The sequence below is a fragment of the Cellulomonas telluris genome (assembly GCF_004886325.1).
GTDB lineage: Bacteria > Actinomycetota > Actinomycetes > Actinomycetales > Cellulomonadaceae > Cellulomonas > Cellulomonas telluris.
This window is the reverse complement of the sequence record NZ_QXFN01000004.1, coordinates 322,695-346,141: the sequence shown is the minus strand read 5'-3', so window position 1 is coordinate 346,141 and position 23,447 is coordinate 322,695. Positions and strand designations below refer to the sequence as shown.

Annotated in this window: 23 protein-coding genes and 1 tRNA gene; 10 read left to right on the top strand and 14 right to left on the bottom strand. The window is 72.8% G+C overall.

Features of this window, described 5'->3' with window-relative positions; translation table 11 throughout:
- Positions 1 to 58: 58 nt before the first annotated feature.
- From FB586_RS13845 to FB586_RS13820, 6 genes are all read left to right on the top strand, one after another.
- On the top strand, positions 59 to 961 hold the full coding sequence (locus tag FB586_RS13845; protein ID WP_136519919.1) for a phosphate/phosphite/phosphonate ABC transporter substrate-binding protein: 903 nt from the start codon (positions 59 to 61) through the stop codon (positions 959 to 961).
- Positions 958 to 1,767 (top strand): phosphonate ABC transporter ATP-binding protein, encoded by an 810-nt coding sequence (locus tag FB586_RS13840; protein WP_136519918.1) that lies wholly within the window; start codon positions 958 to 960, stop codon positions 1,765 to 1,767. The genes FB586_RS13845 and FB586_RS13840 overlap by 4 nt, the downstream gene beginning before the upstream one ends.
- Positions 1,751 to 2,593, top strand: a complete 843-nt coding sequence (phnE, locus tag FB586_RS13835) for a phosphonate ABC transporter, permease protein PhnE (RefSeq protein WP_136519917.1) — start codon at positions 1,751 to 1,753, stop codon at positions 2,591 to 2,593. The genes FB586_RS13840 and phnE overlap by 17 nt, the downstream gene beginning before the upstream one ends.
- Complete coding sequence (locus tag FB586_RS13830; RefSeq protein ID WP_136519916.1) at positions 2,590 to 3,342, top strand: tyrosine-protein phosphatase; 753 nt, start codon at positions 2,590 to 2,592, stop codon at positions 3,340 to 3,342. Before phnE ends, FB586_RS13830 begins: the two co-directional genes overlap by 4 nt.
- Positions 3,339 to 3,959, top strand: a complete 621-nt coding sequence (locus tag FB586_RS13825; protein ID WP_136519915.1) for a TetR/AcrR family transcriptional regulator — start codon at positions 3,339 to 3,341, stop codon at positions 3,957 to 3,959. Before FB586_RS13830 ends, FB586_RS13825 begins: the two co-directional genes overlap by 4 nt.
- Before the next feature lie 490 nt (positions 3,960 to 4,449).
- The gene (locus FB586_RS13820; RefSeq protein WP_136519914.1) at positions 4,450 to 5,262 is read left to right on the top strand and encodes a hypothetical protein; all 813 of its coding nucleotides are present in this window, start codon (positions 4,450 to 4,452) and stop codon (positions 5,260 to 5,262) included.
- Between the two features lie 559 nt (positions 5,263 to 5,821).
- Here FB586_RS13820 and FB586_RS13810 read toward each other — a convergent pair.
- Entirely contained in the window at positions 5,822 to 6,679 is an 858-nt protein-coding gene (locus FB586_RS13810; RefSeq protein ID WP_136519913.1) for an SDR family NAD(P)-dependent oxidoreductase, read from the bottom strand.
- A gap of 114 nt (positions 6,680 to 6,793) precedes the next feature.
- Here FB586_RS13810 and FB586_RS13805 point away from each other — a divergent pair, with 114 nt between their 5' ends.
- The gene (locus tag FB586_RS13805) at positions 6,794 to 7,396 is read left to right on the top strand and encodes a TetR/AcrR family transcriptional regulator (protein WP_136519912.1); all 603 of its coding nucleotides are present in this window, start codon (positions 6,794 to 6,796) and stop codon (positions 7,394 to 7,396) included.
- Positions 7,397 to 7,911: 515 nt separating this feature from the next.
- Here the strand turns inward: FB586_RS13805 and FB586_RS13800 are convergent.
- Positions 7,912 to 8,769 (bottom strand): NAD-dependent epimerase/dehydratase family protein, encoded by an 858-nt coding sequence (locus FB586_RS13800; RefSeq protein WP_136519911.1) that lies wholly within the window; start codon positions 8,767 to 8,769, stop codon positions 7,912 to 7,914.
- Positions 8,770 to 8,968: 199 nt separating this feature from the next.
- A complete protein-coding gene (locus FB586_RS13795) occupies positions 8,969 to 9,967 on the bottom strand; it encodes an NAD-dependent epimerase/dehydratase family protein (RefSeq protein WP_136519910.1) in 999 nt (332 codons plus the stop codon).
- Between the two features lie 335 nt (positions 9,968 to 10,302).
- On the opposite strand from FB586_RS13795, the gene FB586_RS13790 reads away from it, so the two are divergent.
- Together FB586_RS13790 and FB586_RS13785 are read left to right on the top strand one after the other, a co-directional pair.
- Entirely contained in the window at positions 10,303 to 10,584 is a 282-nt protein-coding gene (locus tag FB586_RS13790; protein WP_168800562.1) for a transposase, read from the top strand.
- Positions 10,581 to 11,753 (top strand): IS3 family transposase, encoded by a 1,173-nt coding sequence (locus FB586_RS13785; protein WP_136519908.1) that lies wholly within the window; start codon positions 10,581 to 10,583, stop codon positions 11,751 to 11,753. The genes FB586_RS13790 and FB586_RS13785 overlap by 4 nt, the downstream gene beginning before the upstream one ends.
- 245 nt (positions 11,754 to 11,998) lie before the next feature.
- Here the strand turns inward: FB586_RS13785 and FB586_RS13780 are convergent, their stop codons facing one another.
- The gene (locus tag FB586_RS13780; RefSeq protein ID WP_136519907.1) at positions 11,999 to 12,226 is read right to left on the bottom strand and encodes a hypothetical protein; all 228 of its coding nucleotides are present in this window, start codon (positions 12,224 to 12,226) and stop codon (positions 11,999 to 12,001) included.
- Positions 12,227 to 13,070: 844 nt separating this feature from the next.
- On the opposite strand from FB586_RS13780, the gene FB586_RS13775 reads away from it, so the two are divergent.
- The gene (locus FB586_RS13775; RefSeq protein ID WP_168800561.1) at positions 13,071 to 13,919 is read left to right on the top strand and encodes a septum formation family protein; all 849 of its coding nucleotides are present in this window, start codon (positions 13,071 to 13,073) and stop codon (positions 13,917 to 13,919) included.
- Positions 13,920 to 15,304: 1,385 nt separating this feature from the next.
- On the opposite strand, the gene FB586_RS13770 is transcribed toward FB586_RS13775, so the two are convergent.
- The 10 genes from FB586_RS13770 to FB586_RS13725 form a co-directional block, all read right to left on the bottom strand.
- On the bottom strand, positions 15,305 to 15,661 hold the full coding sequence (locus tag FB586_RS13770) for a hypothetical protein (RefSeq protein ID WP_136519905.1): 357 nt from the start codon (positions 15,659 to 15,661) through the stop codon (positions 15,305 to 15,307).
- A complete protein-coding gene (locus FB586_RS13765) occupies positions 15,609 to 16,010 on the bottom strand; it encodes a hypothetical protein (RefSeq protein WP_136519904.1) in 402 nt (133 codons plus the stop codon). The genes FB586_RS13770 and FB586_RS13765 overlap by 53 nt, the downstream gene beginning before the upstream one ends.
- A gap of 471 nt (positions 16,011 to 16,481) precedes the next feature.
- A complete protein-coding gene (locus tag FB586_RS19460) occupies positions 16,482 to 16,964 on the bottom strand; it encodes a hypothetical protein (RefSeq protein ID WP_168800560.1) in 483 nt (160 codons plus the stop codon).
- A gap of 380 nt (positions 16,965 to 17,344) precedes the next feature.
- Positions 17,345 to 17,418: transfer RNA gene (locus tag FB586_RS13755), tRNA-Pro, on the bottom strand.
- A 28-nt stretch (positions 17,419 to 17,446) separates the two neighbouring features.
- A complete protein-coding gene (locus FB586_RS13750; RefSeq protein WP_246036764.1) occupies positions 17,447 to 18,619 on the bottom strand; it encodes a hypothetical protein in 1,173 nt (390 codons plus the stop codon).
- Positions 18,616 to 20,148, bottom strand: coding sequence for a ribosome biogenesis GTPase Der (gene der, locus FB586_RS13745; RefSeq protein WP_136519903.1), 1,533 nt, complete (start codon positions 20,146 to 20,148; stop codon positions 18,616 to 18,618). The genes FB586_RS13750 and der overlap by 4 nt, the downstream gene beginning before the upstream one ends.
- Before the next feature lie 53 nt (positions 20,149 to 20,201).
- On the bottom strand, positions 20,202 to 20,891 hold the full coding sequence (locus tag FB586_RS13740; RefSeq protein ID WP_136519902.1) for a lysophospholipid acyltransferase family protein: 690 nt from the start codon (positions 20,889 to 20,891) through the stop codon (positions 20,202 to 20,204).
- Positions 20,888 to 21,604, bottom strand: a complete 717-nt coding sequence (gene cmk / locus FB586_RS13735) for a (d)CMP kinase (RefSeq protein ID WP_136519901.1) — start codon at positions 21,602 to 21,604, stop codon at positions 20,888 to 20,890. Before cmk ends, FB586_RS13740 begins: the two co-directional genes overlap by 4 nt.
- Positions 21,586 to 22,695, bottom strand: coding sequence for a prephenate dehydrogenase (locus tag FB586_RS13730; protein ID WP_136519900.1), 1,110 nt, complete (start codon positions 22,693 to 22,695; stop codon positions 21,586 to 21,588). The genes cmk and FB586_RS13730 overlap by 19 nt, the downstream gene beginning before the upstream one ends.
- Positions 22,692 to 23,432, bottom strand: a complete 741-nt coding sequence (locus FB586_RS13725; RefSeq protein ID WP_306419165.1) for a pseudouridine synthase — start codon at positions 23,430 to 23,432, stop codon at positions 22,692 to 22,694. Before FB586_RS13725 ends, FB586_RS13730 begins: the two co-directional genes overlap by 4 nt.
- Between the last annotated feature and the right edge of the window lie 15 nt (positions 23,433 to 23,447).

Below are 23,447 nucleotides of genomic sequence, written 5' to 3'. Positions count from 1 at the left end.
TTGGAGTACCGGTGTTCTCGGAACTCCCGAGGCCCCGCCCTCCCGAAAGGCCACCCCGATGCGCCGCTACTCGCTCCCTGCGATGGGCATGCTCGGCATCACCGCCCTCACCCTGGCCGCGTGCCAGAACGCCACCGCCGACGCGGCGCCCGCCGACGCGGACGCGCCGATCACGATCGCCACGCTGCCGGTGTCGGACGACCCGACCCAGGTCAACCCCGTCGAGGCCCTCGTCGAGCTCCTGGAGCAGGAGACCGGCCGCGAGGTCGAGGTCACCGACGTGCCGGACTACCTCAGCGTCGTCGAGGCGATCCGTGCCGACCACGTCGACATCGGCATCATGAGCGGCTTCCCCTCCGCGCTGGCCGTCAACACCGGGGAGGTCGACGCGCTGCTGGCCTGGGAGGGCAGCGACGACCCCGTGTCCACCTGCGTGGTGCTCGACGACTCCCCCGTCCAGACCGTCGAGGACCTCGCGGGCAGGACCGTCGCCTTCGCCGACCAGGCCTCCAGCTCCGGGTACTTCATGCCGGTCTACATGCTGCACGAGGCCGGCCTGGAGCAGGGCGAGGACTACGAGGCCGTCTTCTCCGGCGGCCACGAGGGCAGCTTCGCGGCCCTGCAGCAGGGCCAGGTCGACGCGGCGTGCACGGCCGTCATGCTGACGGAGATGGGCGCGCCCATGTTCCCGTTCGCCGACGGCGAGTGGCGGGCGGTGGGCGAGAGCCCGGCCATGGCGATCCAGGGCACGGTCCTCGCGCGCCAGTCGCTGGACGAGGAGACGCGCACGCTGCTGGAGGAGGCGCTCCCCCGGGTGTTCTCGGCGGGGAACGCCGAGGCGCTGGGCGCGTACGGGTCGTTCGCCGGCCTGGACGTCGTCATCGCGCCGGAGCCCAGCGCGTTCGCCTCGTTCGCCGACATCGCCGCGGTCGCCGGCGTCGAGCTCGAGGACCTCGAGTGACGTCCACGGCCACCGTCCTCGAGGCCCCGACGCACGTGCCGGCGCTGCCCCTCGTCACCGTCCGCGACCTGCGGGTCGCCTACGACGCGCACGTCGTGCTCGACGGGGTGGACCTGGACGTGCGCGCCGGCGAGACCGTCGCGCTGCTGGGCTCCTCCGGGTCGGGCAAGTCGACGCTGATGAAGAGCCTGACCGGCTTCGCCCCGATCGCCCGCGGCACGGTGCGGGTGGCCGGGCACGACCTGTCGGACCTGCCGCGCGGCGGCCTGCGCGCGCTGCGCTCCGACGTCGGTCAGGTGTTCCAGCAGTTCCACCTGATCCCGCGGCTCAGCGTGCTGACCAACGTGCTCACCGGGGCGCTGCACGAGGCCGGGGCGATCAACGTGGCCGGCGGGTTCTCGCGCACCCACCGTGTCCGCGCGATGCAGCTCCTCGACCGGGTGGGCATCGCGCACAAGGCGAAGGAGCCCGCCCGGTCGCTCTCCGGCGGGCAGCAGCAGCGGGTCGCGATCGCCCGCGCGCTGATGCAGCAGCCGCGCGTGATCCTCGCGGACGAGCCGGTCGCGTCGCTGGACCCCCGGCTGGCCGGGTCGGTGCTGCGCCTGCTCCGGCAGATCGCGACCGAGGACGGCATCCCCGTGCTGGTCAGCCTGCACGTGCTGCCCCTCGCGCTGGAGCACGCGGACCGCGTCGTCGGCCTGCGGCACGGGCGGGTGCTCGTGGACTCACCCGTCGCGCAGGCCGACGCCCGGGCGCTCGCCGCCCTGTACGAGGAGCAGGACGACGCACATGACCACGACCTCTGACGCCCCGGCCCGCCGGACGGCACCGCCTCCGCTGCCCCCCGAGGAGCGCGCCCGGCTCGCGCGCGCGTTCTCGGTCCCGCGCACGCGGTTCCTCGTCGGGCTCCCGCTGGCCGCCGCCGTGCTGCTCTGGTCCATGGGCGGCGCGGAGTTCAACTTCGTCAAGCTCGGCGAGGGCTCGGTGAACATGGCGGAGTTCCTGTCCCGCCTGTTCCCACCGGACTTCTCGAAGCTCGGGATCATCGTCGAGCTGCTCGTCGAGACGCTGCAGATGGCGATCGTCGGCACCGTCCTCGGCGCCGTGCTGTCGCTGCTCGTCGCCTTCGCGGCGGCCTCGAACATCGCGCCGCGCTGGCTCTACTACCCGGCCCGGTGGGCGATGAACGTCATCCGGTCCGTCCCGGACCTGGTGTTCGCCCTGATGTTCGTCTCGGCCGTGGGCCTCGGCCCGTTCGCGGGCATCCTCGCCATGACCCTGGGCTCGCTGGGGTCGATCGGCAAGGTCTTCGCGGAGGCGATGGAGGCCGTGGACCGCGGCCCGATCGTCGCCATGCAGGCCGTCGGTGCGTCGAGGCGCCAGGTCGTCCAGTACGGGGTGCTGCCCCAGGCGGCGCCGCTGCTGGTCTCGTACACCCTCCTGCTCTTCGAGGGCAACGTGCGCGGCGCGACCATCCTCGGCCTCGTCGGTGCGGGCGGCATCGGTCTGGAGCTCACCACGGCGATGCGGATGTACGACTACGGGCACCTCAGCGCCATCACCATCTGCATCATCGTGCTGGTCACGGTGATCGACCAGGGCAGCGCCCTGATCCGGAGGAGGATCACATGACCACGACCACCGACATCGCCCTCAGCGCACCGGTCAACCTGCGCGACCTCGGCGGCATCCCGGTCGACGGCGGGAGCGTCCGCGAGGGCTTCGCGATCCGCGCGGACGACCTGTCGACGATCACCGCCGAGGACGCGTCCGCGCTCGTCGAGGCAGGGCTCACCGCCGTGATCGACCTCCGGTCCCCCGGGGAGGTGCGCGTGACCGGTCGTGGCCCCCTGGCCGCGCACCCGGTGGGCTACCACCACCTGCCGCTGATCGCGAGCGTCGGTGACTCCACCCGCGAGGGCTTCACCCACGAGGGCATGGGCGAGATGTACGTCCGGATGGTCGAGGACGCGGCCCCGCAGCTCGTCACCGCGCTCACCGTCATGGCGCACACGACCGGCGCGACCGCGTTCCACTGCGCGGCGGGCCGCGACCGCACCGGCGTGCTCGCCGCCACGCTGCTCCTGGCGCTCGGCGCCGGCGACGACGCGGTGGTCACGGACTACGGCAGGACCGCGGCGAACATGCCGGCGGTCATGGAGCGCACCCGGCCCCTGATGGGCGCGATGCTCGCCGCGCTGGACCTCGACCCCGACCTCCTGCGCACCGCCGGGCTCCTCGAGGGGTCGATGGAGGTGTCGATGCGCCTCATGCTCGCCCGCCTGCGTGAGCGGCACGGCGACCCGCTCACCCCGCTGCGCGACGCCGGCCTCGGCGCCGAGACGACCGCCCGGCTCCGGGCACGGGCGCTGGCCGCATGACGACGGGCACGACCACGGCCGGGGACGCGATCCGTCGCGGCCCCGGCCGGCCGCGTGACGAGGAGCTCGACGGCCAGGTCGTCGCCGCCACGCTCGCGCTGATCGACGCCGAGGAGGAGGTGACGGTCGCCCGGGTCGTCGCCCGCAGCGGGGTCAGCCGGGCCGCGCTCTACCGGCGCTGGCCCTCCCTGACGACCCTCATCGCCGCCGCGCTCGACGTGGGCCGCACCGTGCCGCCCGAGCTGCCGGACGACGGCGACCTGCGGGCCACGGTGTACGCGGCGATGTTCGGCGGCCCGACGTCCGTGACCGCGGTCGGCTACCCGGAGGCGCGCTTCCGGCAGCGCATCCGGCTCGTGATGAGCGACCGCGCCCTGCAGAAGGCGTACTGGACGTCGCACGTGGCGCTGCGCCGCGTGCCGATGGAGAGGGCCCTGCGGTCCGGCATCGAGCGCGGCATCCTGCGGGCCGACCTGGACGTCGCCGCCTGCTTCGACGCGATGGCAGGCGCCGCGTACTACCAGATCGTGGTCCGGGGGGACCGGTTCGACGACGCCGCGACGCAGGCGCGGCTCCAGGCGGCGTTCGACGTCGTGTGGCGCGGGATGGAGGCGTAGGCCGGTTCCCTGCACTCGTGCTGCGGTGTCGTCACGGCGGGGACGGTGCGACGCGCACGGCGGTCGGCCAGTGGTGCGCGGACCTCGCCGGCAGCGCCGACGAGCCGGCAGGTCGCTGTCCGCCATGAGGACCACGAGAGCTGTGCACCAGGGGAACTCCCGTCGCGACCGTTCTCCGGCGTCTCCCGGCGAGGGCGGCATCACGTCGCGGGGCGCGGGAAGTCACGAGGACGAGGGGCGGCGACGACTGTGCATCGGTCGGAGGGAGCCGGTCTCCCCCCGAGGCTCCGCGAGGTGGTGGTCATGGTGGCGATCATCTCGGCGCGCTCCGGGGACGGTGACGCGTCGACCGCCGTGGGAGGACGGTCTCGGCCTGTACGAGGTCCTCGGCGACGAGGTACGGGACGCGCCGGCTTCGTGACCTGCGCTCGCCGCATAGGGTCTGGTCGACGCACCGGCCCGCGGTGTGCGCGACCCGAAGGACACGATGATGCGCCGCCGCTCGACGATCCTGCCCCTGGTCCTGTCCGCTGCAGTCGCTGCCGGGGCGCTGACCGGGTGCGCCGGATCTGGTGGTCCCGCGGAGGGCGGAGCTGCTGCCACGGCCCAGCAGGACACCGCCGGGGCTCTCACCGAGGAGGAGTTCGTCGACGAGCTCACCGCGGCGATGGTGGAGGCGGGCACCGTCTCGTTCGACGTCGACGGCACCCACGTCGTCCAGACCATCGCTGCAGACTCGTTCGCCGCACGGCTGACCGACGACACCGGCGAGGAGTTCTACGTCGGTGACGGCGCCGTGTACGTCGCGGCTGGCGAGAGCATGCGCGGCTACGTCGACGGCGACTGGATCAAGGCTGACCCGAGCGACCCGAACGACCCGATGACCGCGTACATGGGCGAGGAGTTCGCCGCGCTCGCCACCCTCAGGACAACCCTCGACGTGCGGTTCATGGTGCAGGTCGCCGACGGTGCGATGACCGACTTCGAGGTCGGCGACATCGAGGACCACAACGGGGTGGAGGTGCGCCGGTACGAGGTCACGATGGACCTGACCAGCTTCAAGGCCGACACGCTCGGCGACCCCGCCGCCGAGGACATCCCGGACGTGCAGACCGTCACCTACCTCGTCGACGAGAACAACCTGCTGCACGCCGCGCTGAACCCTGACGACGCGGACGTCGAGTACACCTGGGGTGGCCAGGATCCGGTCACCCTGCCCACCGAGGACCAGCTCGTCGACACCGAGATGCTGGTCGCGTGGCTGGAGTTCTACGGGGCGCTCAACGACATCCCGACGCCCTGACGCTCCGCCGGTGAGCATCCGGCGCACGGTGTCGTCGTCGCACGTCACTCGGGATGCGTCCGCACAGGGACGGGCATGGCGACCCGACGAGCACCCGCACCCGAGCCCACCCCGGTCATCGAGGACCCGGACGAAGTCCGCGCCGAGCGGGACGATCTCCGTGCCGTCGTCGAGCGGGTCGAGGCGCTGGTGGCCATCCGAGCTCGCGCATGAAGGAACTGTTCGTCCACCTCGCCCTACGCGGGCCTGTCACCGGAGCCGATCTCGATGACGCCCTCCGGGTTGGCGCCCGGATCTGACCGGGTACCCGCGGTCGCCGGTCGAGTGACCGACGATCCGATCGGAGAACACGTCCTGGATCGCGCAGACGGTCACAGGCGACCTCGAACGCGGCATCCTGCGGGCCGACCTGGACGTCGCCGCCTGCTTCGACGCGATGGCGGGCGCTGCGTACTACCCGGTCGTGGTCCGCGGGGACCGGTTCGACGAGGCCGCGACGCAGGCGCGGCTGCGCGCCGTGTTCGACGTGGTCTGGCGCGGGATGGAGGCGTAGGTGCGGTCAGCCGAGCGCCCCGGGCTGGGGCACGGCGTGCTCGGCGGCGCGGCTGACCTCCTCCCAGGCGGACCAGGTCTCCATCCGCTGCCGGGAGACGTGGTGCGCGAGGTCGTAGGTCGTGCTCCCGAGGGCCAGGCGCAGCGGGGGCTCGTCGCTGTCGACCACCGCGAGCATCGCCTCCGCGGCGAGCCGCGGGTCGCTGTCCACGGACCCCTCGGCCCACTGCCGCTCGAGCTCGGTGCGCAACGGCCCGTACGCGTCGAGCGGCGTCGTGGACGTCATGCTCGTGTAGAGGTCGGTCCAGTAGCCGCCGGGCTGCACGATCGTGACCTTCACACCGAACGGGGCCGCCTCCATCGCGAGCGCCTCGCTCATGCCCTCGAGCGCGAACTTGCTCGCGCTGTACAGGCCGGTGCTCGGGAAGCCGCCCAGCCCGGCGATGCTCGAGACCTGCAGCACGTGCCCGGACCCCTGCCCGCGCAGGTGCGGCATCACCGCCTGGCTGACCCACAGCGCGCCGAAGAAGTTGACCTCGAGCTGGGCGCGCGCCTGCGCCTCGGAGAACTCCTCGACCATGCCCATGGACATGGTGCCGGCGTTGTTCACGACGACGTCCAGGCGTCCGAAGCGGTCGACGGCGGCGGTCACGGCGGTGTCGACCGCGCCCTTGTCGGTGACGTCCACGCTCAGCGCGAGGACGCGCTCGCGGTGCCGGGCGTCGAACACGTCGGCGGTCGCCGTCCGTGCCGCGGCGACGACGCGGTCGCCGCGCTCGAGCGCTGCCTCGGCAAGCGCGCGCCCGATGCCGCGGCTGGCGCCCGTGATGAACCAGGTCCGAGTGGCGGTTGTCGACGAAGTCATCGGCTCTCCCAGAAGTAAGACGAGACGTCGCGTCTCGTTGCCGCCGACCGTAGGTCATCTGAGCACGGGACGGCAATACGAAACGTCTCGTCTCGCTCGCGCTACCCTGTCGTCATGCCGAACCCGGACCCGGGCCGCCGCAACGAGAGCTCGCGCCGCGCCGTCCTCACCGCCACGCTCGACCTCCTCCAGGAGGTCCCCTACGCCCGGCTGAGCATCGAGGGCATCGCCGCGCGGGCCGGCGTCGGGAAGCAGACCATCTACCGGTGGTGGCCCTCGAAGGCGGCCGTCCTCTTCGACGCGTTCCTGCTCCTCAGCGAGACGAGCAGCGGAGAGAGCCCGCGGCTCCCCGACACGGGCGACCTGCGCGCCGACCTCGCCCTGGTGCTGAAGGCGACCGTCGCGGAGCTCGACGACCCCCGCCTGTCCGAGCCGATGCGCGCGCTGGCGACCGAGGTCGCGCACGACGAGGCGCTCGCCGCCGCGTACCACGAACGGCTCGACGGCCCTCTGCGTGACGCCAAGCGACAGCGTCTGCGCAGCGCGCAGGAGGCCGGCCAGCTGGCGGACGACCTCGACCTCGACGTGGCGATCGACATCATCTGGGGCCCTGTCCTCAACCGGTGGCTGCAGCGCGGCCCTGTGACGGACGAGTACGTCGACGCCCTCCTGGACACGGCGCTGAGCGGCCTGCGGCCCCGACGTCCTGCGCCGTGAGCCCGACCGGCCTCAGTCCTGGCGCGGTGGTGGACCCCTTCTCGAAGCGGTCGAACGGAGGTCGCAGGTCTGCTGCACGAGGAGGTGCCGGCGGGTCTCAGGCGGCGAGTGCGACCTGAGGGTGCTGACGGTCTCGGTGCTCGGTCGGCGTCAGGCCACCCAGTCGGTGCTGGCGTCGGCGGCGCGGTAGGTCCGCTCGAGCTCGTCGCGGCCGGCCCCTCTCCGGACGCTGACTCGGACGAGGCGACTGGTTCGGCCCCCGTATCGCCCACCAGCACGACTGCACGTCTCAAGTCGTACCGGAGCGAACCGGGGCGGCCTCCCTGCTGGCGGGGACTCGTGCGCGCGTGGAGGTCGCCGTCGTCGCGCCGCAGGGGGCTCGCCAGGCGCGCGACATCGCGCGCTGTCACCAGTCGGTCGTCCACCGTGCCCCTGCGGTCGCGCCCTGTACGGACGTCGGCAGCATCGCGCACACGAAGGACGCGATGTACGGCCTCACCCGCGGGCGCAGGACCTCAGACCTCGTCGCGCCACGTGTGCTGCGGGTCGTACCCCAGCAGGCGACGTGCCTTGTCGATGGAGAGGAGGGTCTCGCGGCCCTCGATCGGGCGCGTCACGGGGACGTCCGGGAAGTACTCGGCGACGAGGTCCGCCGACGGGCGGTCGAGCACCGTGTCGGGCGAGGCGATGATGAAGACCTCGAACCCGCGCAGGTCGCTCTCGAGGGCGAGCCGGACCGCGAGGGCCCCGTCGCGGGCGTCGATGTAGCCCCACAGGTTCCAGATCCGGCTGCGGGGATCGGCCGCGAAGCCCGGGAACGCGGCGTAGTCGCCGACGTCCATGACGTTGGAGAAGCGCAGACCGATGAGCTTGAGCTCCGGGTCCCAGCGCGTGAAGTGCCGGGCCATCTCCTCCTCGACCGCCTTGCCGAGGGAGTACGTGCTCTCCGGGCGGACAGCGTACTCCTCGTCGACCGGGACGTACGGCGGAGGCGTCTCGAAGGGCAGTCCGAGGACGGTCTCGCTGGACGCCCAGACCACGTTCTTGATGCCGGCACGGCGTGCGGCGCTGAACACGTGGTGGGTCGCGACGACGTTGTTCGCGAACGTCGCACCGCTCGGGCGCAGACCCGGCGCGGGGATGGCCGCGAGGTGCACCACCGCGTCGACACCGTCGTACCGGTCGTCGATCCCCGTCAGCGCCTCGGTCACCTCGCCCAGATCGGTGAGATCGACACGGGTGAAGAGCGCCGGCTGGCCCGCCGGCGGGGGCGCCGTGTCGACGTTGACCACGTCGTACCCGTGCGTCGCCAGGTGCTCGACGACCGCGCGACCGAGCTTGCCGCTCCCGCCGGTCACGACGACGCGGCTCATGCGCCGAACCCCCCGTGCGACGGCGGCCGCAGAGCCTCGAGGGCCTGCGACAGCGCTCCCGGGTTCGGCGGCCTCCTAGTTGCGTGGAGAGGCAGGTTCATCGCCACATCACACCACGGCTGTCCCTGCCGGCGGCGGGTGGGCGTCGCACGTGCCGGACGGCTCGCCACGTCGACGCGGCGGCTGACGACATGAGCCGTCACAGAGGCCGGGGCCGGTAGGCCTCCAGCAGGCGCTCCGTCAGCGCCTCGAACTGCGGGTCGACCACCCGGCGCGCCGGGTCGGCGTCGTGCCAGGCGACGATCTCGCGCGCACCCTGCGCGAACGGGATGCGGGGCGAGAAGTGCGGGACCAGCCGTCGGATCTTCGAGTTGTCGAAGATCATCGTGTGCGCCTTGTCGCCGAGGATCCCGGCGCCGAGCTCGGGGTCGGCGGCGGCGATCGCCTCGGACGCGACGTGCACGAGCCGCGGCTCGTCGACGCCGGCGGCCCGGGCCATCGCGAGGTAGATCTGGTCCCACGACGGCGCCTCGTCGCCCGTGATGTGGAACGCCTCGCCGATCGCCTCCTCGCGGCCCAGCAGCCCGACGAGCCCGACCGCGACGTCCGCGCTGTGCGTGATGGTCCACCGCGAGGTCCCGTCGCCGGGGACGACGACCTCCAGGCCACGGCGCATGCGGTCGACGACCGTCCAGCCGCCGTCCATCGGGACCAGTGTGGCGTCGTAGGTGTGCGACGGGCGCACGATCGTCATCGGGAGGCCGGTGTCGCGGTACGCGCGGGCGAGGAGGTCCTCGCACGCGATCTTGTTCCGGGAGTACTCCCAGAAGGGGTTGCGCAGCGGCGTCGACTCGACGACGGGCAGGTGGGTGGGCGGCGTCTGGTAGGCCGAGGCGGAGCTGATGAACACGTACTGACCCGTCCGGCCCGCGAACAGGTCGAGGTCTGCCTGCACGTGCTCGGGCGTGAACGCCATGAACTCCACGACGGCGTCGAACTCACGGTCGCCCAGCGCGGCGCGGACCGACTCCGGGTCGCGGACGTCGGCGTGGACCACGCGGGCCCCGTCGGGCACCGGCCGCGTCGACGACCGCCCGCGGTTCAGCAGGGTGAGCTCGACACCCTCCGCGACCGCCCGCCGGGCCGCCTCTGTGCTGATGATGCCGGTCCCGCCGATGAACAGCGCGCGCAGTGCCATGGCCGCAGGATAGGGACCTGCACTCCGAGTCCGCCCGGCGCCCCGCAGAACCTCCAGGCGAACGTCCGCGGTCCCCTCCGTGCCACGGACGCCTCCCCGACGCTGCGAGCCGCGAACCAGCTGGGTGCGCTCCTGCACGACGACGAGCACGCCGACGTGCTCGGCCGACGTCTCGACGACCAGGAGCAGTCGAGGCCGGCGGGACGGGTGCCGGAGAGCTGCAGCTCAATGGTTCGGCGCGGATGGGTGTCCGTGTCGGCTGGTGTGAAGTGACCCCCGTGGGCCGGACGCCTCCAGACTTGGCAGGAGCCAGGGAGGAGGCCCGGGTGGGTCGAGTGAGCAAGTACCCGGTGGAGTTTTGCCAGCAGGCCGCCGCGATCGTCCTGGAGGGCGGTCGTGGAGTGCGCGAGGTCGCGCGCGAGCTCGGGGTGAACCACGAGACGCTGCGCGACTGGGTCGCCGCGGCCCGCAAGGAGCGCTCCGCCGGCCCCGGCGCATTGAGCAGCGAGGAGCGCCTGGAACTGGCGCGGTTGCGGCGCAAGGTCGCCGAGCTGGAGCTGGAGAAGGAGATCCTGAAAAACGCCGCGGTCTTCTTCGCCAAGGAGACGGGTCGATGAACCGGCGCGCCGCGCTGTCGTTCATCGACGCGCAGAAGACCGCCTACGGGGTCCGTCGCCTGTGCCGGGTCATGCAGATCAGCCCGTCCAACTTCTACGAGTGGGCCGCCCGCGGCGGCGGCCCGAGCGCAGCCGAGGTCGACGAAGCGCACCGGGCGCACGCCGCCCGGGAGGCGTTCATCGAGCACCGCAGCGTCTACGGCGCTCGGCGGCTGACCGCCGACCTCCGCCACCGCGGGCACACCTGGAACCACAAGTACGTGGCCAGGCTGATGCGCGTGACCGGCATCGAAGGCGCCCACCGGCGCCGCCGGGGCAAGTACGGGCGCCGCGCAGTCTCGACCGCGACCGCGCCGGACCTGGTCGCCCGCCAGTTCACCGCCCCCGAACCGAACCGGCTGTGGGTCGCCGACATCACCTACCTGCGCACCGGGGAGGGCTTCGTCTACCTCGCGCTCGTCGTCGACGCCTACTCCCGGCGCATGGTCGGCTGGGCGATGGCCGACCACCTCCGCACCGAGCTCGTGCTCGACGCCGTCGGCATGGCGATCTTTACACGCCGCCCCGAGCCCGGGCTGGTGCACCACACCGACCGCGGCAGCCAGTACACCTCATATGAGTTCGGCAAGGCGCTGCGCAGCTCCGGGCTGCTGGCCTCGATGGGACGCGCCGGCTCCGCATTCGACAATGCGATGGCCGAGTCCGTGTTCGCCACGCTGAAGACCGAACTGGTCTACCGGCGCTCGTGGCCGACCCGCCACGAGCTCGAGATGGAGGTCTCCTCCTACCCTCGAGGGCTTCTACAACACCCGCCGCCGCCACACCCGGCTCGGCAACCTCAGCCCCGCCGCCTACGAGAACACCACCCCGACACGAAACCAGGCGTCCACCTGACGGGGGTCACTTCATCCGACGTCACTACAACGCCCGCCTGGCGTCCCTCCGCGAGCAGTGGGCGATCCCCGCGAGCATCTCCGACGGCGCCATGGGAGGCGCAGCCACCGCCCAGGTGGAGACGAGGATCGCCGAGATCGCCGAATCGGCGAAGCGGCACGCGTTCCAATACGTCCAGACAAAACCACGGTACGCCAGCCAGCTCGGCGCGCTCTACTCGACTCCCGGCCACCGACCGATGCTTAGCTCATCGACGCACTGTTCGCGGTCGGTGACGTCGAGCGGCTGGGCCGTCTGGTGCACCGGATGACGAGTGCAGTCATCCACGGCCAGACCCACGCGCTACTGCCCCACCTGCAGCACGTACGCGACACCGAGACCGAAGGGGTCATGGAGGCGGCCGTCGGGATCGACCTGAGGTTGTACTCGATCCTGACGGGAGCGGTCGTGGATGCAGCGAACGGCACGATGCACCGGCTCATCGATCACGTCGGTTGGCCTGACCGCAGGAACACCACGCTCAGGCGGTGTCTCCTCGTGCGGCTGCGCGCACTTGCGGGTCCAGCAGGTCGGCGGCGTGGTCCATCCCGGCGAGGGCGTCGAGGGCGGCACGCTGCTGCGCGTCCATGTCGTCCAACTCGGCGTCACGCACCGGCGTGCTGACGCGCCCCGGATCGAACTCCACGTCGGGGCCGTCCATCCGCAACGCGTCAGCGAGGGAGCCGTGCTCCTCGGAGGCATGGGTCATCTCGTCACCGTGCCACGGACACGTCGCGGCGTGACGCGGGGACGCCCCCGCTCAACGGTGGTCGTCGAACCGTCGCCCCGACACCCGCCAGCCCTCATCCGGATCCGGCTCGCGACCAGCCGGCACGTCATCGGCCTGCACAGGCTCGACCGCGACGCACCTCCGCTGCACCTACCACCGTAGTCGCGGGCACCAGGTTCCGGGTCGGTCAGCCACCGATGCCGCTCCCCGACCCGGATGGCCCCAGGGGTGCTCTCGCTGTCGACCTTCACGAGCGGCACCCAGCAGTCGTCCCACGCGCCCCGGCTCGAGCCGTCCCCCGGCTGCCGCAGCATCCGGCCGGCGTCCGCGTCGAAGAGGTACACCGTCGCGCTCTCGCTGCGGATCGCCCAGACACCGGCCGCGTCGGCGACGGTGAGCTCGGTCGTGGTCGTCGTCATGTCCGAGACCTTCTCAAACTGGTCCCAAGGTGACAGCGCTTGCGGCCCGGACCCGGCAGCGCGTCGGCACGGGAGCAACCCGCGGAGCTGCGAAACCAGGTCATCCGGTGGCAGCCGTTGGAGCGCGGCAACTCGCGTCGCTGGTGCATGGAAGAGACGACGCGACGCAAGCTCGGCTTCCGCCTACGGTCCGGGGTGCTCATCCGTGCCTTCGGATGCAACACCGCCGACCCGCCGTCGCATCACCGACGCGCTGTCGTGCTCGTGCCCCGCGCCGAAGTGCTCGCGTGTCGCCGTCGCCGTCAGCAGGTCCACCACATGGTCCTGTGGAGCACCGTTCCGGCCCCTGCCGAGGTTCTGGCCTGATCGCTCACGATCTACTCCGCTCGGCCGAAGGGTTCCTCGTGACACGACGCCTCCTTGCCGCGATGGCCTGCGGACTCGTACTGCTGAGCACCTCGGCCTGCTCGCCCTCCGAATCCTCCGCACCGAGCACGCCTTCCATCGCCTCGGAGTCCGCACCTGTCGCCGCCGACACCACGCCAGCCGTTGGCGACTGCTGGTGGTGGGACGAGGACTACGAGATCGTGAATGACTGGCGATCGTGGGAGGCGGATGGGCCCGTCGACTGCGCGGAGCCGCACAAGGCCGAGACCTTCACAGTCGGAGTCCTCACCGACGCCGCCTTCTCGTACCCAGACCCAGCGGCGGAGATCCCCGCTGACATGTCCGCCGCCATCCGCGACGCTTGCGGAGGCATCGAAGCCCAGTTGCTCAACACCGGCCGGGTCAACGTCCTTACCTACATTCCGTCGGCCGACGAGTGGGAGGCAGGGGCACGCTGGGTGCGCTGCGACCTCGTCGTGCGCGACGTCGGCCTCGTCGACGGACGAGACGCGGTGCCGATGACGACCTCCGCAGAGGACATCGTCGCAAGCATTCGCGCCGGTGATCTCACCTACCGGCTGTGCGTGAACACCCCGAACGACCCGACTCAGGGCGGCGGCCCGTACGCCGACCGCAGTGTGGCGACCGTCGTGGAGTGCGACGGATCTCAGCAGTGGACCAACGATCGCGCCGTCGTAGTCGACCTGGGCGACGCCTTCCCCGGTGACGATGCGATCAACGAGTACATCACCCCTTACTGCGACGAGGCTTGGCACGCCAGAGGGGCGCAGGGATGGTGGGCGTTCTGGCCGAGCCAGGAGAACTGGACGGCCGGCTTCCGTGTCGCGACCTGCTGGACCGCCTAACCACCAGTGACCTGAGTGTGGAGGAGCGCAGCGTCGTTTCTACCGGGAGTTCGGTGAGCACCGCGGAAGGCGCCGCCCTCGACGTCGCGAGCGAGTAGAGCGACGCGATCATGAACGACGGGGGCTCGGATGGACGGGTCGCCTACTGGCCGACCGAGGAGCAGTTCGCTGCTGGACTGCGGCTGTCGCAGTGCTGGATGTACCGCGACACGTCGGGGAGCATGCGCGAACCGCGCCGACGTCTCGAGCACCCGGAGCACGCCCGGTGAGCGACGGCGACCAACCGCAGGAAGCACCTGATCGCCGGTAAGTACGGAGAGCATCACTGGAGACGCGGTCGTGGAGATCAGCGAGACAGTGGTGATCCCCTGACGCGCCGGTCGAACTCGGCGCACCCGCGACTCCCTCGGCGTGTCAGTTGCGTTGGCCGAGCGCCGGGGCCTCGACCTACCGCACACGGCTGCCGCCCAGGTTCTGCCAGTCACGCGGAGGCGCTCCCGAAAGTCCCATCGAAGGTCTCCGCTCCCTTCGAGGACTCAGAAGGCGGCCCCGGACGAGACTCTGTGTTCTCCGGGCCTGCACCCGGATCGTGAGACCCAGTCGGCAAGGCGGGCTCGGGCTGCGTCGAAGTGCTCGTGCCATACCAGCGGCCCGTCGGCTTGCGCGGAGGTGGAGTACGCGCCCTCCCAGGCGAGATGCAGTGCCGCAAGCTCCTCGATTAGGTCCCAGTGATCGCGCCAGCAGGCCGGGTCGTGCCGCCGGTCGAGGCGGTAGTGCCGAACCAACCACTCGACCCAAACGGTCAGGTCCTGCAGGTGGAGCTGCTAGTTCTCCGGGGTCTGAGCCGCTCGCAGATGGGCACGGGAGGGCCGATCGGCTGCTGCAGCTCGGCGCTCGGGAAGAAGGCGTCGTCGTCGCCGACGTGGCCACGGCGGGAAGCAATCGTCACAACGCCACGCTGCTCTCGGCCGCGCTCGGGCGGTGTCTCGTCGGCTGCGGTGCCGTGGCCACCGGGCTGTTGACGAAGTCCTCGCGGGCGACCGTCAGAGCGACCCGTCGCCTCCATGCAGCCCGCTCTTCCGCGTCGGGCGGGTATCGGACCGAGCTCAGCAAGCCAGGCCGGGCGTGTCTGGATCGCGTGGTCGGTGAGGGCGTCGCTCCGAGCCGCGATGAGGTGGTCCATCTGCGTCACGAGTGCTTGGGCGTCCGGTGGCGAGCCGGGCGGTGTGCGCGGCGCAACGAGGTCCCGGGGCTCTTCGACCTGCGTGTCGATCCATGCCCGCGTCGCCGCAAGGAGCATCTCGGCGGGATCGACGTCCGGCCAGGCCGCCTGGGCAGCAAGGACCAGGCGTCGCAGGACCGGCAGCAGATCAGGTTGGACCGCCTCAACCTTCGCCAGCGCCGAGAAGAGGGCACCCGCAGAGGGGCGAGCGCGACACCTCACCGAGCAGTTCCGCCGCCACGCCAGCGCGCTCGAGCATCTGCCTCCATCGGGGCGCGGTGACGTCCGCGATGATCGTGCGCCGGACGGGCTCCGGCCGTCGCAGCGAGGCGACGGCGTCTTGCTGCCGAGCAATGGTCTGAGTGGCCGAGAGCTCGGCACCGGAGGTGGCCAGGATGCTGGCGAGCACGTCTTGTCCGTCCTGCATCGGATCGCTGTTGGGGATGCCGTCGCAGTCAGCGATGACGTCATCGATCGCGACATAGGCGTGGTTGTCCTGCCGACCACGCGTCATCGCCACGTAGAGGGTTCTCGCGCGTCATCCCGCTCGCCGCGAGCACGTGGCCTTGTTCGACCGTGACGCCCTGTGCGCGGTGCGTCGTGGTGCCGTAACCCAGGTCGACGTGCTCGGCGACGTACGGCGCCGGAAGGGTGACGCGGGCGCCGTGAGCGGCGTGACCGTCTCGGGTGAGTCGCTCGACCTCGATCGACCCGTCAGTAGCCGTGGCGATGACGGCCCAGAGGTCGCCGTTGCGGACGTACCCGCCGGGGATCCTCAGCCCCCGGTGGTTGGTCCGCGTGACGACGCGATCGCCGACCGCGATCCGCACGTCCTCCCCCGTGGTGGAAGCGATCGCCGTCGCGAACACCGCCGTCCGACGCGCCGCCCTCACCGATGTCGTCAACGTGGCTAGCGCTCTTCTGGCGGTCGAAGAGCGACTCGCGCTGCGGTGCCTCCAGGTGGGCCTCCCCCAGCGCACGGTCCTCGTCGCACTGCCGGGCATGACCAAGATGACACGGCTCGCTCGTAGCGCTGCCGTCCCCGGGGCCGACGCCACGACGTCGACGGCCACACCGCTCCGGGTACTGACGCAGGCCTTCATCGTCCCGGCACTGGGAGAGCCGATCGCCGAGCTCGAGGCGCGCCTCCTCCGGCTTCGCGCAGCCACCTGGGCCCGTCAACGGCGACCCGCACTCCACCCTGGCGGTGCTGCGCGATGCCGCAGTCGCGGGCGTCGCCGTGACCACGCATGCAGCCGCGTTCCACGGCGCCGACGTGGCGTTCTGGTCGTTCGTGATCGGGCCGACCGGCGCGGTGCTGTCGATCCCGCTCACCCTGCTCATGCGGGCGCTCGTCCTGGAGCCCGACCCGTCGACGCGCTGGCTCCGGTGGCTGTCCGGCGACCGGTCGATCGGACCCACCTGATCGCCGACCCAGCCGCCGGCACGGTGATGGTCGGAGTCGGGTCGCTGAACGTGCCGAGCGGGCCGCACTCCCACTCGACGGACGCGTACCCCGGCACGCCGCCCGACTCGCTGATCGTGTAGCCGCCGGCCGGCACGGTCAGTTGCTGCACGCCGTTGAGCCCGTTGCCCTCGAACGTGTACGCCGGGTCCTCGGTGCTCACCGCGCGCATCGACCACAGCTCGCGGCGACCCTCGCTGGCACCGGTGTCGCGGTTCTCGATGCGCTCGAACAGCGAGAGCTGGCCCGTTACCGACGGGTCCACCGCGGCGGTGACCGGCCCCGCCCTGGACAGCAGCGCGGCCACGAGCGCCAGCAGCAGCGCGACGGCGGTGGTGCGGGAGCGACGGTGCGACATGGCACGCCCCTCGTCCGGATCGTCCTGCGGGTCCATCACCGCAGGCGGCGCCCGATCGCGCAACGGGGTAGCCCATGCGAGCGGTCTCGGGGCGGCGGACGATCGGGACGCAGACGCGGCCGGCGGTGTCGCGCCACCGTCGCTGCATCAGCGCACCGGAGCCCAAGGCGAAGGACGACGTGGACGGCTCGCCGACGAGCGCATGCACGCTGGCCACCACCGGAAGTCACCAGTCGGTCACCTCCCGAGCCGCGCGTCCGTGCGCGGGCTCCAGCGTCCATGTTCGTCCAGGGCGTACTTAGGCACCCCGGTAGGCTCCCTGAACGCTCAAAGGCCCGCCCCGCCGAAGCGGTGCGGGCCTCTGACCTGCACGAACGATGTCGGGCTGACAGGATTTGAACCTGCGACCCCTTGACCCCCAGTCAAGTGCGCTACCAAGCTGCGCCACAGCCCGATGGCCCCCGTGAGGGCCGTCCAGAACTCTACCGCACCTGCCGGGTGCCCTTCGCGTCCGTCGCCGCGGCCGTGTCGGCGGCCGTCAGGCCCCCGGCGGGAGCCTCCGCCACCGGCACATCGGTCCGGGCACCCGTCTCCGTCGCGGCACCCCGCTCCTCCGCCGCCCGCCGCAGCACCGCCAGCTCCGCGCTCACGACGCCGAGCAGCAGCAGGTCGACGAGCAGGCCCCAGCTCGCGTCCCACTCGGACAGGCGGAACAGGAAGAACTGGGTGACGAGCAGGCTGACCAGCACCGACCGGCGGAACCACCGGTACCCCTCGACGGCGTCGCGGCCGACGCGCAGGAGGCCGACGACGGCGCAGACCACGCCGACCGCACCGCTCACCACGACGCCGGCGGCCACCCACCACAGCCCGCCGAGCTCCCCCCAGCGCAGGAGCCCGCGCGTGACGGTGACACCGGCCGTCCCGACGAGCAGGACCACGGCCACCCACGGCACGAACCGCGCCCGCACGAGGACGTGCAGCACGCGCACCGTGCCCCGGGCGACGGCGGCGACCGGGTCGGGCAGCTCCTCGTGGTCCTCCCGCACGGAACGCAGCAGCGCCGCGGTCTCGGCCGCCCCGGGCACCTGCCCGGCCTCCTCGAGGCGGCGCCACGCGCGGCTGCGCGCCTCGGGCGTGAACCCGCCGACCACGCCGGCCACGGCGTCGTCCAGCGCTCCGGCCAGCGCCTCGCGCGGGTCGCGCGGCCGGCGCCCGTGCAGCGCCTCCACGACGAGGCCCAGCGCGACCACGGTGGCGTAGATGATCGCGGCCGTCGGCTCGTAGAAGTAGTCGTTGTCGTCGGTGACGAACTTGCCGACCTCGTCGACGAACAGCCCGAACCCGACACCCCCGACCACGGCCCCGATCGGCCGGAGCACCGGCCCGAGGAACGAGAGCAGCAGCAGGAACGCGACCGCCATGAGCAGGCCGCCCCACAGCACGTGCGCGATGTGCAGGCCCTCGCCCCCGAGCTGCGGGTACCCGGACGCCGCGAGCAGCGCGCGCGTGACGAGGACGGTCGCCGCCGTGACGGCGAGGAACGTGCCGAGGTGCCGCGTCGCGCGCGGGTCCCGCGGCAGCCCGAGGCGCAGCAGCAGGTGGACGGTGGCGTCCCGCGCCGCCGTCGCGGTCCCGGCCCCGCGCGCGCTCACCGCCGCCGCTTCTCCCGCACGCGCACGGAGATCGAGATCGGCGAGCCCTCGAACCCGAACGTCTCGCGCAGCCGGCGCTCGATGAACCGGCGGTAGGGCGGCTCGAGGAACCCGGTCGCGAAGATGACGAACCGCGGCGGGCGGGTCGACGCCTGCGTGGCGAACAGGATGCGCGGCTGCTTGCCGCCGCGCAGCGGGTGGGGGTGCGCCGCGACGAGCTCGCCGAGGAACGCGTTGAGCTTGCCGGTGGGGATGCGCGTGTCCCACGACTCGAGCGAGCGCTCGAGCGCGGGCACGAGCCGGTCGGTGTGCCAGCCGGTGCGGGCCGAGACGTTGACCCGCGGCGCCCACTGCACCTGCACGAGCTGCTGCTCGATCTCGCGCTCGAGGTACGGGCGGCGGTCCTCGTCCATGAGGTCCCACTTGTTGTACGCGACGACGAGCGCGCGGCCCGCGTCGATGACCTGCTGGACGATCCGGATGTCCTGCTCGGTCATCGGCTGCGACGCGTCGACGAGCACGACCGCGACCTCGGCCTTCTCGATCGCGGCCTGCGTGCGCAGCGACGCGTAGAAGTCCGCACCGGACGTCTGGTGCACGCGGCGGCGGATGCCGGCGGTGTCGACGAACACCCACGGCTTGCCGCCGAGGGCGACGAGCTCGTCCACCGGGTCGCGCGTGGTGCCCGCGGTGTCGTCGACGACGACGCGCTCGGACCCGACCACCTTGTTGAGCAGCGACGACTTGCCGACGTTCGGCCGGCCGACGAGCGCGACCCGGCGCGGCCCGTCGGGCAGGACGACGCCGTGCGCCGACTCCGTCGGCAGGGCCTCCATCGCGGCGTCGAGCAGGTCGCCGGTGCCGCGCCCGTGCAGCGCGGAGATCGGGTGCGGCTCCCCCAGGCCCAGGCTCCACAGCATCGCCGCGTCCGCCTCGACGGCCGGGCCGTCGACCTTGTTCGCGACGAGCACGACCGGCTTGCCGGAGCGCCGCAGCAGACGGACGACCTGCTCGTCGGTGTCCGTCGAGCCCACGGTGGCGTCGACGACGAACAGCACGGCGTCGGCCAGCTCGATCGCGACCTCCGCCTGCTGCGCGACGCGCGCGTCGATCCCCGCGACGTCGACCTCCCAGCCGCCGGTGTCGACCAGCGTGAAGCGCCGGCCGGACCACTCGGCGGGGTAGCTCACGCGGTCGCGCGTCACGCCGGGGGTGTCCTCGACGACGGCCTCGCGACGGCCGAGGATGCGGTTGACGAGCGTCGACTTGCCGACGTTCGGCCGGCCGACGACGGCGAGCACCGGCAGCGGCGCCTCGCCGCCCTCGTCGAGGTCGCCCTCGGCCCCGGACCCGAGCAGCGCGAGGTCCTCGTCGCCGAGCTCGTACTCCTCGAGGCCGGCGCGCAGGGCGCGCTCGCGGGCGCGCTCCTCCTCGGTCTCGTCGAGGTCGGGGACGGGCCCGGTGGTCTCGTCCACGGCCACGGCGTCGTCGGCGTCGGGCGCGGGCAGGGTGGGGTCCGGCTGGGTCATGCGGCCATTCTCCCCCGTCCGGCGTCCGCGTCTCGACACGGACCGCGCCGGCGTCAGGCGGGACGACGTCGCGGGTCGTCCTCCGGCAGCGCGATGCCCGTGCGCGCAGCCGCGCCGGCGACGAGCGCCGCGAGCTCGGTGCGCACCGTCTGCGCCCCGAGCGCGATCGCCTCGCGGCGGCTCACGCCCTCGCGGGCCAGGTCCACGGGCTCGCCGAACTCGACCACGAACCGGCGCCGCGGACCGGGCAGGTGACCGAGCGACTCCCCCGTCCGCCGCGTCCCGAGGATCGCGGCGGGCACGACCCGCGCCCCCGAGTGCACGGCGAGCCACGCGATCCCGGCCCGCGCGTCCTCGACGGCGCCGCGCCCGCGGTTGCCCTCGGGGAAGATGCCGACGGCGTCCCCGCGCCGGAGCACCGCCAGCGCGCTCTGCAGCGCCGGCCGGCCCATCTCGCGGTCGACGGGGATCTGCCCCGCACCGCGCAGCACGGCACCCACCGGCCCCCGGAACATCTCCTGCTTTACCAGGACGTGCAGGGCCCGCGGCGCGGCACCCACGAGCAGCGGCCCGTCGACGATCGAGACGTGGTTCGCCGCGACGAGCACGGGCCCGTCCTGCGGGACGCGGTCGGCACCCAGCACCTGCGTGTCCCAGAGCCCGTGGGCGAGGAACCGCCCGATGCCCAGCGCCCACGCGGGCACCGGGGCCGGCGCGGCGTGGGCGTCGCGCCCGGCGCTCACGACCGACCGGCGAGGGTCCGCTCGACGACGTCGAGCACCGCCTGCACGGTGCCGGGCAGGTCGAGGTGCGAGGAGTCGACGGTCACCACGCCGTCCGCCGCGACCTGGAACTGCACGACGGTCGAGTCGTCGGCGTCGCGGCGCACCACCTGGTCGCGGGTCGCGGCGACGGCGGCCGCGTCGTCCGTGCCGTGCAGCTCGCGGGCGCGGCGCGCGAGGCGGGCCTCCTCGCTCGCGGTGAGGAGCACGCGCACGTCGGCGTCGGGCGCGATCACCGTGGTGATGTCGCGCCCCTCGGCGACGACGCCGCGCCCCTGCGACCAACCGCCCGCGCGCTCGTCGTCGATGACCGCGCGCTGGCGCCGGCCGAGCTCGGCGCGCGCGTCGAGGTTCGTCGCCACGGCGCTCACGGCGGCCGAGATGCGGGTCTCGCGGATCGCGGCCGTGACGTCCGTGCCGCCCACGCGGACCGTCGCGTCGTCCGGGTCGACGCCCATGTCGAGGGGCAGCCCACGCACGGCGTCGGCGACGGCTGCGGCGTCCGACAGCGGGACCTCCCCGTGCAGGCACCACCACGTCGCCGCCCGGTACATCGCGCCCGTGTCCAGGTACGCGAGCCCCAGCCGCCGGGCGACCTCCTTCGACACGCTCGACTTGCCCGACCCCGACGGGCCGTCCACCGCCACGACGGTGCTCACCTCACCAGCCTCCATCCCCGAGCGGTCAGCTCGGACTCCAGGTACTCGGCGCGCGCGGGCAGCACCGAGATCGCCGTCATCCCGACGGGACGCCCGGCGGCGTGCTCGAGGCGCAGGTCCTCGATGTTGACGCCCGCGGCGCCGACGTCGCCCATGAGCCGTGCGAGCTCGCCCGGCCGGTCCGGCACCAGCACCGTGACCTCGGCGTACTGCTTGGTCGCGCCGCCGTGCTTGCCCGGCACGCGCGCCACCCCGGCGTTGCCGTCGGCGATCGTGCGGGCGATCGCCGCGAGCGCGCCCAGCTCGACCGACTCCGGCCCCTCCGCCTGGGCTGCGAGGTCGAGCGCGCCGAGCAGCAGGTCCAGGTCGTCCCTCAGCCCGGCGAGCACGGCTCGCACGGCCGACGCGTTCGCGGCGAGGATCGACGTCCACAGCGCCGGGTCGGACGCCGCGAGCCGCGTGACGTCCCGCAGGCCCTGACCGGCCAGGCCCAGGGCCGCGTCGTCGAGCCCGCGCAGCCGTGCCGCGACGAGGCTCGAGGCGATCTGCGGCACGTGCGAGACCGCCGCCACGGCGGCGTCGTGCTCGTCGGCGTCCATGGCGACCGGGACGGCGCCGAGGTCGACCGCGAGGTGCCGCACCGCGAGCAGCGCCGCGTCGGACGACGAGCCCGACCCGGCGATGACCCACGGCCGCCCGAGGAACAGGTCGGGCACCGCCGCCGACGGCCCGGAGCGCTCGCGCCCGGCCATGGGGTGGGAGCCGACGTAGCGGGTGAGGTCCACGTCCGAGCCGCGCAGCTCGGACAGCACGTACCCCTTGACGCTCGCCACGTCCGTGACGACCGCCGACGGGTGCGCCGCCAGCGCGTCGCGCACGGCGTCGGCGGTCACGTCCGGCGGGGCGGCGACGACGACGAGCGCCGGCTCCGGGTCGTCCGTCCCGACCGGCTGCCCCGCACCGACGTCCCGCGCGAGCGCGAGCGCCGTGCGGGACGGGTCCTGCAGCTGCACGGGCACGCCGTGCCGGGTGAGCGCGAGCCCCACGGACGTGCCGAGCAGGCCGGTGCCCACGACCCGCACGGGTCCGGTCGTCGCGAGGCTCACATCCCCACCGACGCCATCAGCGAGCCCACCTCCGTGCGCGAGAGCACGCGCGTGCGTCCCGGGCGCAGGTCGCCCAGGCGGATGGGACCGATGCGCGTGCGGACGAGGCGCGTCACGGGGTGCCCGACCTCGTCGAACAGGCGCCGCACGACCCGGTTGCGTCCCTCGTGCAGCACGACCTCGACGAGGCTCGCCTGCGGCGTGGTCTGCACGATCTTGAAGGCGTCGACCGAGACCGTGCCGTCCTCGAGCTCGACGCCCGCGCGCAGCCGCCTCTCGAGCGAGGCGGGCACACGGCCCTCCACGTCGACGAGGTACGTCTTCGGCACGCCGTGCGACGGGTGCGACAGCCGGTTCGCGAGCTCGCCGTCGTTCGTCAGCAGGAGCAGACCCTCGCTGTCCGCGTCGAGCCGCCCGACGTGGAACAGGCGCTCCTCACGGTTCTGGATGAACTGCGCGACCGTCGGCCGTCCCTCCGGGTCGTGCATCGTCGAGACGACACCCTTCGGCTTGTTCAGCGCGAGCGTCACCATCGACGTGTCGAGCTGCACCCGCATGCCGTCGACGTGGATCACCGCCGTCGTCGGGTCGACGCGCACGCCCAGCTCCACCACCACCTGGTCGTCGACCGTCACCCGGCCCGACGCGATGAGTTCCTCGCACGCGCGGCGCGACCCGAGCCCCGCCTGGGCGAGGACCTTCTGCAGGCGCACGCCCTCGGGGTCGTGCACGTCCACGGGCTCGACCGGCTG